This is a genomic window from Paenibacillus cellulositrophicus (genome assembly GCF_009363095.1).
Lineage (GTDB): Bacteria > Bacillota > Bacilli > Paenibacillales > Paenibacillaceae > Paenibacillus_AQ > Paenibacillus_AQ favisporus.
This window is the reverse complement of the sequence record NZ_CP045295.1, coordinates 5,375,609-5,390,306: the sequence shown is the minus strand read 5'-3', so window position 1 is coordinate 5,390,306 and position 14,698 is coordinate 5,375,609. Positions and strand designations below refer to the sequence as shown.

The following is a 14,698-nucleotide window of genomic DNA, read 5'->3' as shown; positions in this document are numbered from 1 at the left end:
CCTTACTTGATTTTTTTACCATTGTCACTTCGCAGTCCCGGTTCAGGACTTCGCCATCCCTGTGTAGACCAGAATTGCGTCCCGCAGAAACTCCGCCGCTCCCGGCTGCTTCGCATCATAGTAAGCCTTGAAGCGCTCGTCGTCCACATACATTTGGGCCAGCCCGGCATGCGCCTCTTTGCTGTAATCGCTCCAGTAGTACGTCAGCCACTGCTTGTGGAGGTCAGCCGTCTTCTGGGCGAGCTCACCGGCAGGATCCCCCGTTTGATAAGCCTGCCCAAGCGTGGACAGCACCTCATCGGCCAGGCGGGACACCTCTTCATACTGCTCCTTGGTCATGTTTTTCACCTTGGCGTTGGAACGCTCAATGGCCGCATCCCCGTACTTCTCACGGATTTCCTTGCCGTACTTCTGTTCGTTATCGTCAATGAGTTGTTGTTTGAAGCCTTCAAATTTCTGCTGATCCGTCATGTTCGTTCTCCCTTCCTGATACTGGATCGTCCGTTCCACGTTGGCAATCAGCCGGTCCAGCTGCCTGCGTTTGTCAAGAAGCTTCTCACGATGTTCCTTCAGAGCTTCGCTGCTGTTAAAAGAAGGTGAGGACATCAGCTCCTTGATGCGGTCCAGGCTTACGTCCAGCTCTCTGAAAAATAAAATTTGCTGCAGCCTGTTCACCTCATCCTCTCCATAAATCCGGTACCCTGACGAATTGATCCTAGCCGGCTTAAGAAGACCGATTTCATCATAGTACCTCAGGGTCCGGGTGCTGACGCCCGCGAGCCTTCCCAGCTTCTGCACGGTGTATTCCATGGGGTCACCTCCTGACGGTTTCACTGTACACTTTTACGTAACGTCAATGTCAAACCTATTTTGTACACAACAAAAAGGGCTTACCAGGCCGACCCTCAGACGAAAGCCATGCCGTGCAGCCCTTGAAGTAACATTTGACCTATTGCTTTGTTCGGTTACTCCGCTGAAGCCGGGTTCCGCCCGCCCCATTTATCCACCCATCGCTCCATTTCCTTTAAGGCGAGCTGAAAATCGGCGCCCTTCTCCGTCAGCGAATATTCGACGGTCACCGGGACCGTGGGGAACACCTCGCGGTTGACAAGTCCCATCCGTTCGAGATGCCGGAGCGTATCCGTCAGCGACTGGGTTTTGATCACGGACGCATTGCGCTGAAGCTGATTAAACCGCTGCGGGCCCTTCAGCAGTTCATCCAGTACGAGGAACGCCCATTTGGTCTTCAGGATTTGCAAAACCTCGCAAATTTTCGAGCCCGACTCTTCGGGATCATATTTCAAAGCATGATCTTCCAAGCGCTTCACCTCCCTCATGTTCGAGAAAAAAAGTACCGACGTTATCCCGCCTGGCCGGCAGGATGCTGCCCTGAATATATAGCTTCAGAATGCCCGTGTCAATGAGCAGATGGTACGCTTGCCGGATTCCTACGGCCGATCATAAAGCTCGCCCAGTGCCGCAAAGGAAGCCTTCGTGTCCCACGGCATCCCGGGATAGGCCGCCCCTGTCCGCCCGTCCTCAAACGTGCGCACGACACTGTAGCTCGCCGTATCCAAATTAAAGGCCGGCTCTTCGTCATACGGATAGCTTGGCATGGCAAACGTAAACCAAAAGGCTCCATCCACTCCTTCTTCCTGAAAAATATCGAAAAGCTCCCTCATGTACCGGACCTGCACCTGTTCGTCCCTCACGATGCCCTCCCCCAGCCGCTTGGGCGAATGTCCATGATCTACGACGTTCCAGCCAAAACCTCCCCGGTCCTGCGCCCCTTCGTAGGTGCAGCATCCGAATTCCGTGATGACCACAGGTTTCCCGTGCTTGAAATAGGCGCGCAGCTGCTCCCGGTAGCGCTTATCGTTATACGCATCGCGGTAATGATCGGCCGAAACGATGTCAAAGGGACCCCAATTCACATTTTCCCACGTACCGGAAGCATAGGTGACTTGCCCGTGGAAATGCTCCCGGATCACGTTTACGGCTTTGCTGAGAAAAGTGTTCAGGCGCTTATGAAAAGATCCCTTTCGAATAGTGTGTTTGAGCAGCCGCCAAGGGCTCATCAGCACCCTGATCCGGTCGAAGGACGTAGCTCCTTCCAATATCCCTTTCATGAACAGGCTCAGCTCGCATCCGGCCACAAACACGACGTCCGCTCTTTTTCGCCGCAGCGTCTCCGCCGCGATTGCACATTCCCTGTAGTACTCGAGCATCGCTTGTTCTTCCTCATCGATCATAGCCGGGGAGAACCACACCTCAAGCCCCTGATGGAGAGCGTATTCCGAAGCGGCCACCAGCCTGTCCACATCCCTGCCCGAAATTCGGATACTGGTGCAGTGCAGTTCGCTCTGGATGATCTCCATTTCCTTCCGGACGGTCTCCGGATCAAAAAGTTCTCTTGAGGAGGGCTGATCCGGTCCGCGGGTGTACGTTCCGACATCATAGTTGATTCCCCTCCGGCGAGGACCGCCGCCCTTGCGATTTATTGAATTATTGGTCATGCTGCGGGTCATTAGGGTTCCTCCTCTGTCTCGTTTTTAATTAATATTTATTTACTATTACTGTTGATATTTTGCGTTAATACGTGAATAATATAAATAAATATTTACTACCTGTCAAATGGATAGGGATGAAGGAGAACACGCCATGAATTCAGACAACTCCAGGCTTGCCGCAGCTTATATTCAGCTGATCCCGCTGCTTCACCGCGGCTTTGACATGCCTTCGGCGCGGCAATTGATGCCTGAGCTGACGCATCTGCAGTACCACGTGCTCGAAGCCTTATATCACCAACCGGATTGTTATTCGATGAGCCTTCTGGCCAAACATTTGCATATATCCAAGCAGCAGCTTACGCCTCTGATCGCCAAGCTTGAAGAAAAGGAGTGCCTCACCAAGCAGCCGGACCCTCAGGATAAGCGTCAGATCGGACTGTCCTTGACCGAGAAAGGCCGGCGAATCGTAAGCAGCCGGTGGGAGTCCTTCCACCACGAGCTGAGCCAGCAGCTGGACCGTCTTAGCGAGGAGGACCGAAGCGATCTCGGCTTCTGCCTTGAGAAGATGACCCGAATCCTGCACCGGTTGGATCCGGATACGGCTAAGGCGGATTAGCCCGGCCTGTCCGGCCGGGCTTGATCCGTTACTCGGGCCGGCTTGCGGGAGCGGATTCCCGCTGCCGGTACAGTGGGAGCACGGTCAGCAGGCCTATCAGCAGGCACAACCCTGCCAAGCTGTAGATAATTCCGAGCGGTAAGCGGCCGGCGAGCACGCCGGACAGGCTCATCATCAAGAGCATGGCACCCGTCATAAGCGGCGTGCGGATTCCGCTCACCCGTCCGATGTATTCGGGCTCCGTATGCTGCATGACGAGCGTTTGGTTACCGATGAATATCGCCGGCTGCAGCAGGGCAATAACGAACTGGGCCAGCATCGTGAGCCACAGCATACCGGACCATCCGGTGACGGCAATCCCGGCTGCATTGACGATCAGGCCGAGCATCAGCAGCGTCTGGGGAGCCATGCGGCCGGCCAGCGCAAACGCGGCGATCCCGCCGGCAATCTCCCCGGCGCCATACGGGATGGACAGCCATTTCAGGTGATCGGCGGGAAGACCGAGCTTGTCGGTCACAATGAAGACGCTTAGCGGCGAAATGAGGCCGATCCCCAGACCGACAGCCGCAAAACAGAGACTGAGCCGACCCAGTACGCGGTTTGAAGTGACATAACGGATGCCATCCTTCATCTCCCGGAATACTGAGGTTCCTTTTCTTCGGCCGCCCCCTTCGGACTTGGAATCGGCTGGAATCCATCCCAGCACGGCGGCGGACAGCAGAAAAACAGTCCCGGTCAAGCCCATGGAAACCCCGATGCCGAAGGTTTGGTACACCCATGTCCCCAGAACGGGGCCGAGCACCATAAACATGGCAAACATCGTCTGCAGCACGGACATCGCCGGCTGGATCAAGTCCGCTGCGGCCCGTTCTTGAAACAGCCTCATTCCTGATGGCTGCGACAATTGGGACAGCACGGCGGATACCAGCGTCGGGAAGAACACGGCTTCCCAGGCACCCGATTTCATGGCCGCAAGGACGATCCAGATGGAGACGGCGGCGAGCGCATCGCACCAGATCAGCGTTCTGCGCGGCGGCCACCGGTCGGCGAACACGCCTCCGATCAAGGCAAATACCAACATCGGAGCGTACTCGGCAACCGAGATCATAGAGACGGCGAAGGCGTCGCCGCCAGTCTTGTTAACCACATAGAGCAGCACCGCGAAGTTCCGGACCCAAATGCCGGTTTGCGTCAGCAGATTGGAAATGAGGACGATGCGAATCCATGGATGATGTAACAGCTTTAACGAAGCGAACATATTTTAGACTCCCTTCTTGGTTTGGATTTCATCATGTGCGTTTCGGATTCCATGATGCAGCCTCCTCCAAGGGGAGAGTCAATGACTCATTTTTTCGGGTTCCCTGCTTGACTCTGACCTTAGGGGAGGCTATACACTAACCGCGAAAGGAGGAAATGACCAGGTGTACACCGTGAAAGAAGTATCGGAGCTGTCGAATGTCACCATCAAGACGCTCCACCACTACCACAAGATCGGCCTCCTGATGCCGAGGGAGATTACTGAGGCGGGATATCGGTTATACGGCATGGAAGAACTGGAGCGTCTGCAGCACATTTTGTTCTATAGGGAGCTCGATTTTCCGCTGGAGCAAATCAAGCAGCTGCTGGAGGATCAGCCGGGCAGAGCCGAGATTTTGTCCGGTCAAAGGGAACTCCTCCTTGGCCGGATGAGCCGGCTCGAGCAGCTTGTCCATACGCTGGATGAGTCCATTCAACATACACGGGAGGGAAAAGCGATGAATACGAAGGATATGTTCCAAGGATTTCAGAGCGAAGAGGGATGGAAGGAAGCGTTGGCGGAGCAGAACCGCCATATCCAGGAGAATTACGGATACGACATGCTGGAAGAAAACCGGGTGGATCCGGTCGAGATGAACGAGCAGGCCGCGGAGGCGGTGCGCTTTATGAACGGAATGGCGCAGGCGCTGAAGGATGGCGTCAAATACGACGACGGGCAGATCCGGCAGCTGATCGCATCGCATCTGGAGGTTTTGAAGAAGCATGGACATGACACCGGACCGGACGCATTTGCCGCGCAGGCACGTTTTTTCCTGCAGGACGACTTTCACCGGAACATGCTAGAGTCCCAGCAAACCGGCCTGTCCTACTATCTGTGCACCGCAGCCGAGGCGTTTGCGCAGAACGCTTAACAGGCGTATCGGAAGCCATCAAGATCTAGTGTCATCAGGATCGAAGGACGCAAAAAGACGGATCAGCTGCAGCTGGTCCGTCTTTTTTCCTATTTCCAGGGTTTATTCTATGGAGGGGGCGATTGGAGAATTCCTGCTTCCCCCTTTGGTGCCGCTGACTTCGGCCAATTTTTCTTTAACGCTCCGAACCGGCCGAGCGCATCACCTGAACGTCTGCCATGACATGGCTGCCTTTATAAAAAGCATAAATCGTCGTGTTCCCTGCCCGCTTCCCGACCAGATTTCCTTCCGCATCGATATCCGCGATATCAGGGTTCTCGCTGCGGAACTTCGCCTGCTTGGTTACGTCGGTTTCCTTGCCGGTCAAGTAATCCAGCACCGTCAGACGGATATCGATCTGCGTGCCGGCGGCCAAAGAATACTCGTCCGAATCCAGTTGAAGCCGACCTTTGACCTTATCGAATTCGTCGCTGTCCTTAGGCAGCACCTGGACCTTGATCCTAGCGCTCAGTCCCTGGAATTCCGCAAGCAGATAGGTTTTCCCCCGCGAGACACCGATGACACGCCCGGAAGGGTCCGCCTCGGCAATGGACGCATCTTCGATGCTGTACACCGCCGCTGTGGACAGATCGCTGTGCGATCCATCCTCGTATACCGCCTCAAGCACGGAAGGAACGGTTTCCCCTTCTTTGAGCTTCAGTTCCTTTCCGGAAAAAGCAATGCTTGTCGGCTTGCGGTCACCTGCTGGCCCCTGCTCCTGAAAAGGGGCAACCTTAATGAGCTGGAACTTCGTCGTTTCCTCGCGCAGTACCGTGCCTGGAACGATGACGCCTCCGTCCGGACCGGCGGCACCGATGCCGTAGCGGGATAAAGCAGCCTCCTTGAACAAATGGCGGTTCAGAAGGTTACCGTCCCTGTCCACGGTCAGCACATCGTACTGGATTTTCCGGTTTGAAGGGCTTCCCGAATAGTGGCCCCCCAGCAGAGCGTATCCGTCGCCCAACGGAATCAAATTGTTAAACACCTCATAGTCCGAGCCCTCCGTTTTGAACGTCTTCTCCCACTGCGGCTCCCCGTTCAGATCCGTCTTCGTCAGAATCGTAATGCGCTGCTGGTCTACCACCCGCTGGCTGCCGATCAAATAACCGTCGTCACCCGCGGGGATGACCGCAAAAGCGCCCCGGTCCGTGTGGGGATCGCTGATCTGCTTAGACCAAACCTCCTGCCCATCCGCATTCAATTTGACGATCAGCAGCGCGTCCGGATCCCCTGCCTCGTATTCCGGAGTATTCACCGCGCCCACTGCGATCAGCCCGCCGTCGACCGCCGGAATCAAATCGTCAAAATACTGACTCTCCGCATAACGGTATTTGTTATACCACAGCTCCTTGCCCTGCCCATCGACCTTAAGCGCGTAAGCGGTCTCGTATCCCATCTTGGAGATGCCCTTGCCGCCGATAACGAAGCTTCCATCCTCCAGCTCCACCGCTGCCTTCGGTGTGCTGTAAATATAAGGATCATCCTGGGTCCGGTCCCACTTCAGACCGCCGTCGGCATCCAGTTTGGCCAGGTACATCTGACTGTAAGGTTCACCGGCCTGATTGGTGGATGTTCCGTACACGAGATACCCGCCGTCCCGGGTTTCAATCGCGGACAGCGCTTCATTGGTGCTCGAACCGCCGTAGGCCAATCTTTGCTCCCATTTCACTTCTCCCTCCGGGCTGAGCTTCATGATATACGCTTGTTGCTCATAATCGTCCCACTCCCCGGCTGGCACGACTTCCGTATAACTACCCAAAGCCAGATATCCGCCGTCCGAAGTGGGAAGAACGCCTTCACCGGCAGACCAGCTGCCGTATTCCCGCGACCATTCGATATGCGTCTGGCTGTCGCTTTCGGCGCGGGCCACCCCCGCCTTTCCGCCTGGCATCATAATCAACAATACCAACATCATGCTTGTAAATCGCAGTAAAAACCTGGACATATGCGCACCCCTCACGTCTCGTCTGATTAAATTCCATAATATTTCAATCTGCTCTAATTATGGGTTCAAATCATCCAGGTGGGTATCCCCCTAATCTCTTAAATCCCTGTGTCGTATGAACGGTTTTCCGTTCGCCGATCAAGGCGATCTGCAACCCTCTGGACCTAGTTCGATGGAATGAGCCCGCATATAGCGCCATTGCATTCGACATGAAAGTGTGCTAATAATTGTATGAACTATTTTACACGATGTAAACGAAATTCTCTAAAACAGGATTCGTTTACACTTGATATTGGGGAGGCAATCTGGCATGAGATTACAAGGTAAAGTGGCGATCATCACCGGGGCAGCAAACGGAATGGGTGCGGCGGAAGCGAAATTGTTTGCCAAAGAAGGCGCAAAGGTCGTCGCAACCGACTTAAACGAGGCGAAGCTCAATGAAATCGTTGCCGAAATTACCGCAAACGGCGGCGAAGCAGTGGCGCTGAAGCAGAACGTCACCTCGGAAGAGGAATGGAAGGCGATCGTTGCGAAAACGGTTGAGCTCTACGGTAAAGTGGATGTATTGGTGAATAATGCAGGCGTCGCAAGTCCCAAAACGATGGCCGATATGGAGATGGACGAGTGGAACAAAGTCATGGACATTAATCTGAACGGCTGCGTGCTTGGCATGAAATACTGCATCCCTGAAATGAAAAAGGCAGGCGCCGGATCGGTTATTAATATTTCATCCATCGGCGGCATTGTGGGCATGGCAGGCTCTAGCCCTTATACGGCTGCCAAAGGGGCGCTGCGCGCGTTGTCCAAATCCGCTGCCGTCGAGTACGGCAAGGATCGGATCCGCGTCAACTCCGTCCATCCTGGCATCATCGTCACGCCGATGACCGCTCCTTCGATGGCATCCGCCATGCCTTATTATGAGGCGCACACCCAGCTTCCTTACATGGGCGAGCCGGAGGACGTTGCTTATGGCGTCGTATTCCTGGCCAGTGACGAGTCCAGATTTATGACGGGTGCGGAACTCGTCATTGATGGCGGCTGGACGGCGCTGTAACAAGAGCATTTTTTTCTATCGCAAAAAAACAGGGACTGCTTCTCAAATGGTTCGAACCTTTGAGGCAGTCCCTTTTTTTCTCGGCTATTCCGTATCCTTTTATCGCAAGATAGATCATCGGCAGGTGACGTCTGACTGCCTTGAATATACGTCGAATGACGTTTTTTATGCTAGTATAGAGTTACCAAAAGATAGGTGTGATGTGGGTGGAAAGAAAAGATCCAAGGCAAGTGCATTCGATGAAAAAAATACAACGGGCTTATTTGTCGCTGATGCTGAAGGAAAACGAAAAGAGCATCACCATTCAGCGCATCTGTCAGGAAGCTCATGTAACGCGGCCTACGTTTTATAAATTGTATAAAGATATCCTGGAATTGCGCGTCGACCTGCATAATGCGATTTTAAACGATTTAAGGCAGTCCTTGACCATTACCCATCCCAAAAGGATTGACGAGCTGCGTTCCGAAGACCTTCCGGAAAACATGGTCGCCCTGTTTGAGCATATCATTCAGAACCAGCTAGCCTATGAAGTCATGCTCGTGTATAAACCGGACGACTTATTTATTCAGGAAGTCAAAAACATCATCAGGCATTACGTAGAAGACGGCATTCGCGTATCCCAAACGTCCGAAGAAGGGCTCCGCATGGAGATGTCCTTCGTCATTGCCTACACAACGGGCGCTTATTTGGAAAGCATCGTCTGGTGGGTTCGCAGCAACTATAAATATTCCGCCGTCACCATGGCGTCCAAGCTGCTCGAAATCTCCTTCCACGGGCCATACAAAAACCAGATTTTATGGAATAAGTAACACTTATTTCACGATGCCAATCATAAACCCGTCGTACCCCTTGCTCCCCACCGTCTGCAGCGCCGTGGCCGAAACATTCGGATGCCCGCTGAGCATATCGTAGAACGTTCGGACACCCTGCACCCGCGGGTCAGTGCTGTGCCGATCGGCAATTTCTCCGTTGCGGATAACGTTGTCCCCGACAATGACCGTTCCCGGCCGGGAAAAATGCAGCGCCCAGCGGAGATAGTTCGGATTGTTCGGCTTATCCGCATCGATAAAAATGAGGTCAAACGGCTCCACCCCCTCTTTCTCCATTTGGGCCAGCTGTTCAAGCGCGTCCCCGGTGCGTACTTCGATCGTCTGTTTCAGCCCCGCCCGCGCGATGTTCTTCTTGGCGACTTCGGCATGATGCGGACTCAGCTCCAGTGTAATGATCCGCCCGCCTTCACTTAAGCCTCTAGCCATCCATATCGTGCTGTAGGCCCCCAGCGTCCCGATTTCCAGGATCCGTTTCGCCCCTTTGATCTGAACGAGCAGCTGCAAAAACTTCCCCTGATTCGCCGTCACATCGATTTCCGGGAGGTCCGCCTTCCGGTTCGCCACGATCACTTCGTCCAACACCCGGTCATTCGGGCAAAGTCGGTCGACAATATACTCATCTACTTGTTCCCATACAGGATTCATTCCCCGTCACTCCTTATCATTTGGTTTCATCTTTAGGATAGAAGCGCTTCTGGTTCTATTGTAGATCGTCTATAATGATATGAATAATATATCTTTCGCCGATTTTCATACATTAAAGATATGAGTGGATGAGGAGTTGATACACCTTGAACCTGCACGCCCTGCGCTTATTTCATGTGATTGCTTCCACCGGAAGCGTGACCCGGGCATCTGAGCTGCTGAAGATCAGCCAGCCTGCGATTACCGCCCAGATCAAGAAATTCGAGAAGGAGCTGTCCCTGATCCTGCTCGAACCGCAAGGAAGGGGCATACGGCTGACCGATGCGGGGGACAAAATAGCTGCGCTCGCCAAGAGGCTGTTCGCCGTCGAGCAGCAAATCGAGCAGCTGGCGCGGGATTACGGGCAGGGTACGGCCGGCCACATCCGCCTGGCGGCGACCTACCTGCCTGCGCACTTTCTCCTCCCGACCTGGCTGGCAAGGTTCAAGCAGCAGTATGAGCAGGTCGAGATGAGCATCACCACGACCAACTCCAGCGGGGCGCTCCGGCAGCTGCTGAGCGTCGAAGCCGACCTGGCCATCTATGGCGGGCTGCCGGAAGAATATCCGGACACGATTCAGACCGAGGAGCTGTTCCAGGACGAGCTGTGGTTCGTCGTCGCGCCGAATCATAAGTTTGCGAACCGCCACCTGTCGCTTGCCGAAATGATGAGTGAGCCGTTTGTCATGCGTGAGGAAGGCAGTTCCACGCGGGAGCGGCTGTTCGCGCTATGCCGCACCTACAACGCCCCGGCCCCCAAAGTAGCGCTGCAATTTAACGGTCTGCACGAGGCGATCACCGCCGTCATTGCCGGATACGGCGCGAACTTTGTCTCCTCACTGGTCGTACGCGAATATGTAGCCCGGGGGGAGCTATGCCGGGTCTATGTAGACGACGTCAGTTTGACGAACGTCATCGCCATCTGTACCCGCAAGGATGAGCCTCTGTCTCCGGCGGCCGCAAACCTGGTCGAGCTGATCCGCAGCAGCCCGGTGTAATGCGGCAAGCACTGCCGGCACGCTGCATTCCGCTGCATCTTGCCTGAAATCCGTTTCAGCCGTGCGACCGCGCCGGATTAATCTTTTTGCAGCAAATAAATGGACGGATGCAGTCCCTTCAGCCGGAGGTCAGCTACCGTGGCCAAACGGAGATCGGCTTTCTCGGCAGCCGCCAGCAGAGGACCCTCCGCATCGGTTAAACAGACGATCTGGCCTCCCGATTTCAGCACCCGCTTCATTTCTCTAAGCACTCCTTCATACAACACGGGAATGCATGCTATCGACGAAATTTGCCTTCCAAAAGGAAGATTGGTCACCACTTTGCCGGCATATCCCGAATCCAGCGGCAGGCGCTGCGCATCCCATTCCTTAAGATGTACACCGGAAGTGTGTCCCACATTGGCACGGGCGGTTGTGACGGCTACCTCGGAGAGGTCTCCTCCGTAAATGCCGGCGTGAGGATACGCACAGCGCTCGGACAGCACAGTCCCTGATCCGCAGCAGGGGTCAACGAAGATGTCGTCCTTCTCCGGACGGGACACCCACACGAGCGCGTGCGCAACGGTCGGCCGCAGGGCGGCCGGCGTAAATTCCCGCGTCTTTCCCCTATACCTGAACGCCGCATCGGTTATCCTGATGGCAAAGACAGCCTCTTCCTGAACCAGATCGAGCCGAAACTCGAGCTGATGCCCGCCGCTGTGATCTTGTCTAAAATGCCGATAGCGCCGCATGATTCCCAATTCCGCAGCCTCTGCCGCATCAAACCTGCTGTAGGTATGGTTTCCCGCTCGGCTGGCATTGACCTTAAAGCTAATCTTTTCGGAAGAATCCGGGCCGATCATGGATAAATCCAAACGGGAGATTTCTTGTTCGATATGGTGTAAATGCAATTTATGAGGACCCACCGGGAACCGGTGGATGAAACGATACAGATTGTCGGCAGTCCGCAGCGTCAGAAAATACTCTACTGGCAAGTCAGAGTCAAAATAAACCTTTCCCCTGGCCTTGTCACCAATACGTACCCCGGAAATTTTTGCCTGCATTTCATCGGCGATAATTTCTTCCAGCCCAGGCAGTACAGTAAAAAAGTAGCGTGGCATACATCGATCACCTCGTCATTGATGGTAAGCATAGAATGAAGCCCGCAGAGCGCGGTTTTTGCCCCGGCGGCCGGTTAAATGTGTTTCAAACATCTGCCCCGGAAACAAAAAAACGCGAATGAACCAAAGTCCATTCGCGTCTTCTATGCAAAAAGGCACAGGCTGCCTCTAAGGCTGCCTGCATAAGAACGTGATTAAGGAATTCCGTTTCAAGACCACTCACTGCATCCCCGGAAGCTGCATGTCAAATATGCCCAGCCCCTGTTGGGCTTGGATACTTCATGCTTCCGGTATGCTATTCAGTTTAGTTCACTGAATGAATGGTCAAGAAAACGGTCATCATCATCATCGTTCCAGCCTCCATCAATTACGAAATTTTCCCCATTATATTACAGACTGCCGGCTGGGGCAAGAGATCTGCGCGCCAGCAAGCCTATCCACCTTGCGGCCCTCATGAAATTCAGGCTGATGAATCAGCCTTTTGCGACCGGCAGGCTCCATACCTCTTCTTCCCCATATACCGCCCCGGTTGGCGTAAAGCCTGCCGACTCGTACAGACGCTTGGCGATTCTGTTGTCCCCATGGACGGTCAGGCGGATTTCCCGGCAGCGGTCCCACCGGCTTACGATCCAACGGATCATCTCCGTCAAGGCGGCCCGGCCGTACCCTTGGCCCTGGTAGCGCTCATCAATCAAAAAGCCGTTAATCCAGTACATATCCGCCGTGTTCTCTTCACATGCGTGCATTATAAAGCCGACCATTCGCGGCCCATCGTATATGGCGAAAGGGATATAGTCGACGTTGTCCCCATCGGGTTTAACGTAGACTTTGGCCAGCGAAACTGCAACCGGCGGGGTGAAGCCGGCCTGTTCCTCCGCAACCTGGAGGGAAATGGCTTCCTCCCAATTTTCCCTTGTCACCTTTTGAAGCTGAATATCCATACCGATGCCTCCTGCCAGGTGACGGGTTTTTATCGTGAACCCCACCTCTTTTAACCCCCATTATACCGAAACCTTATCACTTGCATAAAGGTCATATAATAAGGGGGTAAGCAAAGAAAGTCATCCCATTTTGAAAGGACGGCGGTAATGATGAAAATCAACCATTTGAATTTAACGGTGACCGATGTGGCGGCGTCACGGGCCTTTCTGGAAACTTATTTCGGACTGGAGTGCCGGGCGGCCCGCGGCGACAACTTCGCGGTGCTCTTCGATGATGACGGGTTTGTGCTGACGCTGATGAAGGGTCGTGAGGTGCAGTACCCCAAAACGTTCCACGTTGGCTTTCCCCAGCAGACCGAGGAGCAGGTCGACCGCATCAACCAAAAGCTGCTGGAGGACGGATACGATGTCAAGCCTCCGCAGCATGCGCACGGGTATACGTTCTACGTCGAGGCACCGGGCGGGTTTACGGTCGAGGTCCTCTGCTAAAGCCTGCCCCCGTCCCGATCTATACTGCCAGCCGGCAGGCTGATGCTCCGTCATCGACGGCCCTTTCCTTACTCTGCCAAGGGAAGGGCTGTTTCCTTTTCCTTCGCCCGCTGCTTGTTTAGCACCTTCGCCGCTCCGGGTTTCGCAGCCAGCTGCTGAACCCCCGCCATGGCCAGCGTGACGGCCAGCAGCACCGGGATGAGCAGCGTATAGCTGCCGGCAGCGTCGTGGATCACGCCAAGCAGCATCGGTCCCATCGCGCCAATCACGTATCCCACCGATTGGGTCATGGCCGACCAGGCCGTCGCCTGCTGAGCATCGCCTACCGCTTCGATCGGCATCATCAGATTGACCGGGAACAGCACGCCGGGGCCGATGCCGATCAGAATCGCCGCCAGCCACGGCGTCACGGACATCCAGAGCATCAGGAAGCCAGCAGCCATCGACAGTGCGCCCAGCGCCAGCCAGAAGCGTCGGGAAGGCAGACGCCGGAGCAAGTGCGGAAACAGGAGGCCGACGGGGATCTGTGTCAGGGAGAACAGGACAAGCATGTTCGCCGCATAGTCTTTGCCGTATCCCATATGTTCCACGACCGGCGGCAGCCAAGCCGTGACCGAAAAGAACAGAACAGCGAGCAGGCCAAAGGACAGCGTGAGAGCCCATGCTTTGGCGCTGTTCCAGGGAAGTCCGGCCGCCCTTGCCGAGCGCTCCGCACGGGCAGGCCGACGGGTATGACGGAGAACCGACCACCACCATACCGGCAGGGCGACGGCAGCGAGGATAGCCCAAACCGCCAGCGATTCCTGCCACGAATGGGCCCGGACCGATAAAGGCAGGGACAATCCCGATGCGAGCGCGGCTCCGACCGCCATGGAGACGGTATAGAGCGAAATCATGACGGGCACCTTGGCGGGAAAATGCTGCTTAATGAACCCGGACAGCAGCGGACCTGCCGCAGCGATCCCGAGCCCGGACAGAACGGTGGTTAGCAGCAGGTATGCTGACGACCCGGTGAACCATCTCAGCACCGTACCGGCGCCGATGACCGCAATCGACCAGCCGATGACGCGCTCCAGCCCGGCACGCTGGCCCAGTTTGACCGCAAAAGCCGGAAATATCCCCATGCACAGCACCGGAATGGACGTAAGCAGACTTGCCGACAACGCGCTCATGCCCAAATCCCGCTGGATGGCTTGCAGCATGGGCGAGATGGAATTCATTGCGGGCCGCATATTTAAAGAGGCCAAAATGAAGGCGACAGCCATCATAAACAGTGAAGGTTTTCTCATTATTTCTCTCTCCCTCAGATCGATTTGATCACATC

15 protein-coding genes are annotated in these 14,698 nt (G+C 55.0%); 6 read left to right on the top strand and 9 right to left on the bottom strand.

Translation table 11 applies throughout. From position 1 onward, the window contains the following. Nucleotides 1–42: 42 nt before the first annotated feature. The 3 genes from GCU45_RS24655 to GCU45_RS24645 all read right to left on the bottom strand — a co-directional run bounded on the left by GCU45_RS24655 (nt 43) and on the right by GCU45_RS24645 (nt 2,528). Complete coding sequence (locus tag GCU45_RS24655) at nt 43–810, bottom strand: MerR family transcriptional regulator (protein WP_152401239.1); 768 nt, start codon at nt 808–810, stop codon at nt 43–45. Between the two features lie 155 nt (nt 811–965). Continuing rightward, entirely contained in the window at nt 966–1,319 is a 354-nt protein-coding gene (locus GCU45_RS24650; RefSeq protein WP_234489423.1) for a winged helix-turn-helix transcriptional regulator, read from the bottom strand. Nucleotides 1,320–1,448: 129 nt separating this feature from the next. Then, nucleotides 1,449–2,528 carry a glycoside hydrolase family 113 protein gene (locus GCU45_RS24645; protein WP_208837068.1) on the bottom strand — a complete coding sequence of 360 codons (1,080 nt, stop codon included), beginning with the start codon at nt 2,526–2,528 and terminating at the stop codon, nt 1,449–1,451. A gap of 133 nt (nt 2,529–2,661) precedes the next feature. Between GCU45_RS24645 and GCU45_RS24640 the strand changes: the two genes are divergently transcribed. After that, nucleotides 2,662–3,126: a MarR family winged helix-turn-helix transcriptional regulator gene (locus GCU45_RS24640; RefSeq protein ID WP_167527214.1), complete on the top strand. Its 465-nt coding sequence runs from the start codon at nt 2,662–2,664 to the stop codon at nt 3,124–3,126. A gap of 28 nt (nt 3,127–3,154) precedes the next feature. Here the strand turns inward: GCU45_RS24640 and GCU45_RS24635 are convergent, their stop codons facing one another. Continuing rightward, entirely contained in the window at nt 3,155–4,384 is a 1,230-nt protein-coding gene (locus GCU45_RS24635) for an MFS transporter (protein WP_152401232.1), read from the bottom strand. Nucleotides 4,385–4,547: 163 nt separating this feature from the next. Between GCU45_RS24635 and GCU45_RS24630 the strand changes: the two genes are divergently transcribed. Beyond that, nucleotides 4,548–5,294, top strand: coding sequence for a MerR family transcriptional regulator (locus GCU45_RS24630; RefSeq protein ID WP_152401230.1), 747 nt, complete (start codon nt 4,548–4,550; stop codon nt 5,292–5,294). Nucleotides 5,295–5,469: 175 nt separating this feature from the next. Here GCU45_RS24630 and GCU45_RS24625 read toward each other — a convergent pair whose 3' ends face one another. Then, nucleotides 5,470–7,278, bottom strand: coding sequence for an Ig-like domain-containing protein (locus GCU45_RS24625; protein WP_152401227.1), 1,809 nt, complete (start codon nt 7,276–7,278; stop codon nt 5,470–5,472). Nucleotides 7,279–7,588: 310 nt separating this feature from the next. Here GCU45_RS24625 and GCU45_RS24620 point away from each other — a divergent pair, with 310 nt between their 5' ends. Then, nucleotides 7,589–8,332, top strand: coding sequence for an SDR family NAD(P)-dependent oxidoreductase (locus GCU45_RS24620; protein ID WP_152401225.1), 744 nt, complete (start codon nt 7,589–7,591; stop codon nt 8,330–8,332). A gap of 239 nt (nt 8,333–8,571) precedes the next feature. Then, complete coding sequence (locus tag GCU45_RS24615) at nt 8,572–9,141, top strand: TetR/AcrR family transcriptional regulator (RefSeq protein WP_167527213.1); 570 nt, start codon at nt 8,572–8,574, stop codon at nt 9,139–9,141. 3 nt (nt 9,142–9,144) lie between these two features. Here the strand turns inward: GCU45_RS24615 and GCU45_RS24610 are convergent, their stop codons facing one another. Next, nucleotides 9,145–9,807, bottom strand: a complete 663-nt coding sequence (locus GCU45_RS24610) for an O-methyltransferase (RefSeq protein ID WP_089545990.1) — start codon at nt 9,805–9,807, stop codon at nt 9,145–9,147. 146 nt (nt 9,808–9,953) lie between these two features. Between GCU45_RS24610 and GCU45_RS24605 the strand changes: the two genes are divergently transcribed. After that, nucleotides 9,954–10,844, top strand: a complete 891-nt coding sequence (locus tag GCU45_RS24605) for a LysR family transcriptional regulator (RefSeq protein WP_116232418.1) — start codon at nt 9,954–9,956, stop codon at nt 10,842–10,844. Between the two features lie 77 nt (nt 10,845–10,921). Here the strand turns inward: GCU45_RS24605 and GCU45_RS24600 are convergent, their stop codons facing one another. Together GCU45_RS24600 and GCU45_RS24595 are read right to left on the bottom strand one after the other, a co-directional pair. Then, nucleotides 10,922–11,944 (bottom strand): methyltransferase domain-containing protein, encoded by a 1,023-nt coding sequence (locus GCU45_RS24600; protein ID WP_089545987.1) that lies wholly within the window; start codon nt 11,942–11,944, stop codon nt 10,922–10,924. A 473-nt stretch (nt 11,945–12,417) separates the two neighbouring features. After that, nucleotides 12,418–12,885, bottom strand: coding sequence for a GNAT family N-acetyltransferase (locus tag GCU45_RS24595; protein WP_152401221.1), 468 nt, complete (start codon nt 12,883–12,885; stop codon nt 12,418–12,420). A gap of 150 nt (nt 12,886–13,035) precedes the next feature. Between GCU45_RS24595 and GCU45_RS24590 the strand changes: the two genes are divergently transcribed. Beyond that, nucleotides 13,036–13,374 carry a VOC family protein gene (locus tag GCU45_RS24590; RefSeq protein WP_089550074.1) on the top strand — a complete coding sequence of 113 codons (339 nt, stop codon included), beginning with the start codon at nt 13,036–13,038 and terminating at the stop codon, nt 13,372–13,374. Between the two features lie 68 nt (nt 13,375–13,442). On the opposite strand, the gene GCU45_RS24585 is transcribed toward GCU45_RS24590, so the two are convergent. Next, complete coding sequence (locus tag GCU45_RS24585) at nt 13,443–14,663, bottom strand: MFS transporter (RefSeq protein ID WP_167527212.1); 1,221 nt, start codon at nt 14,661–14,663, stop codon at nt 13,443–13,445. Nucleotides 14,664–14,698: the final 35 nt, after the last annotated feature.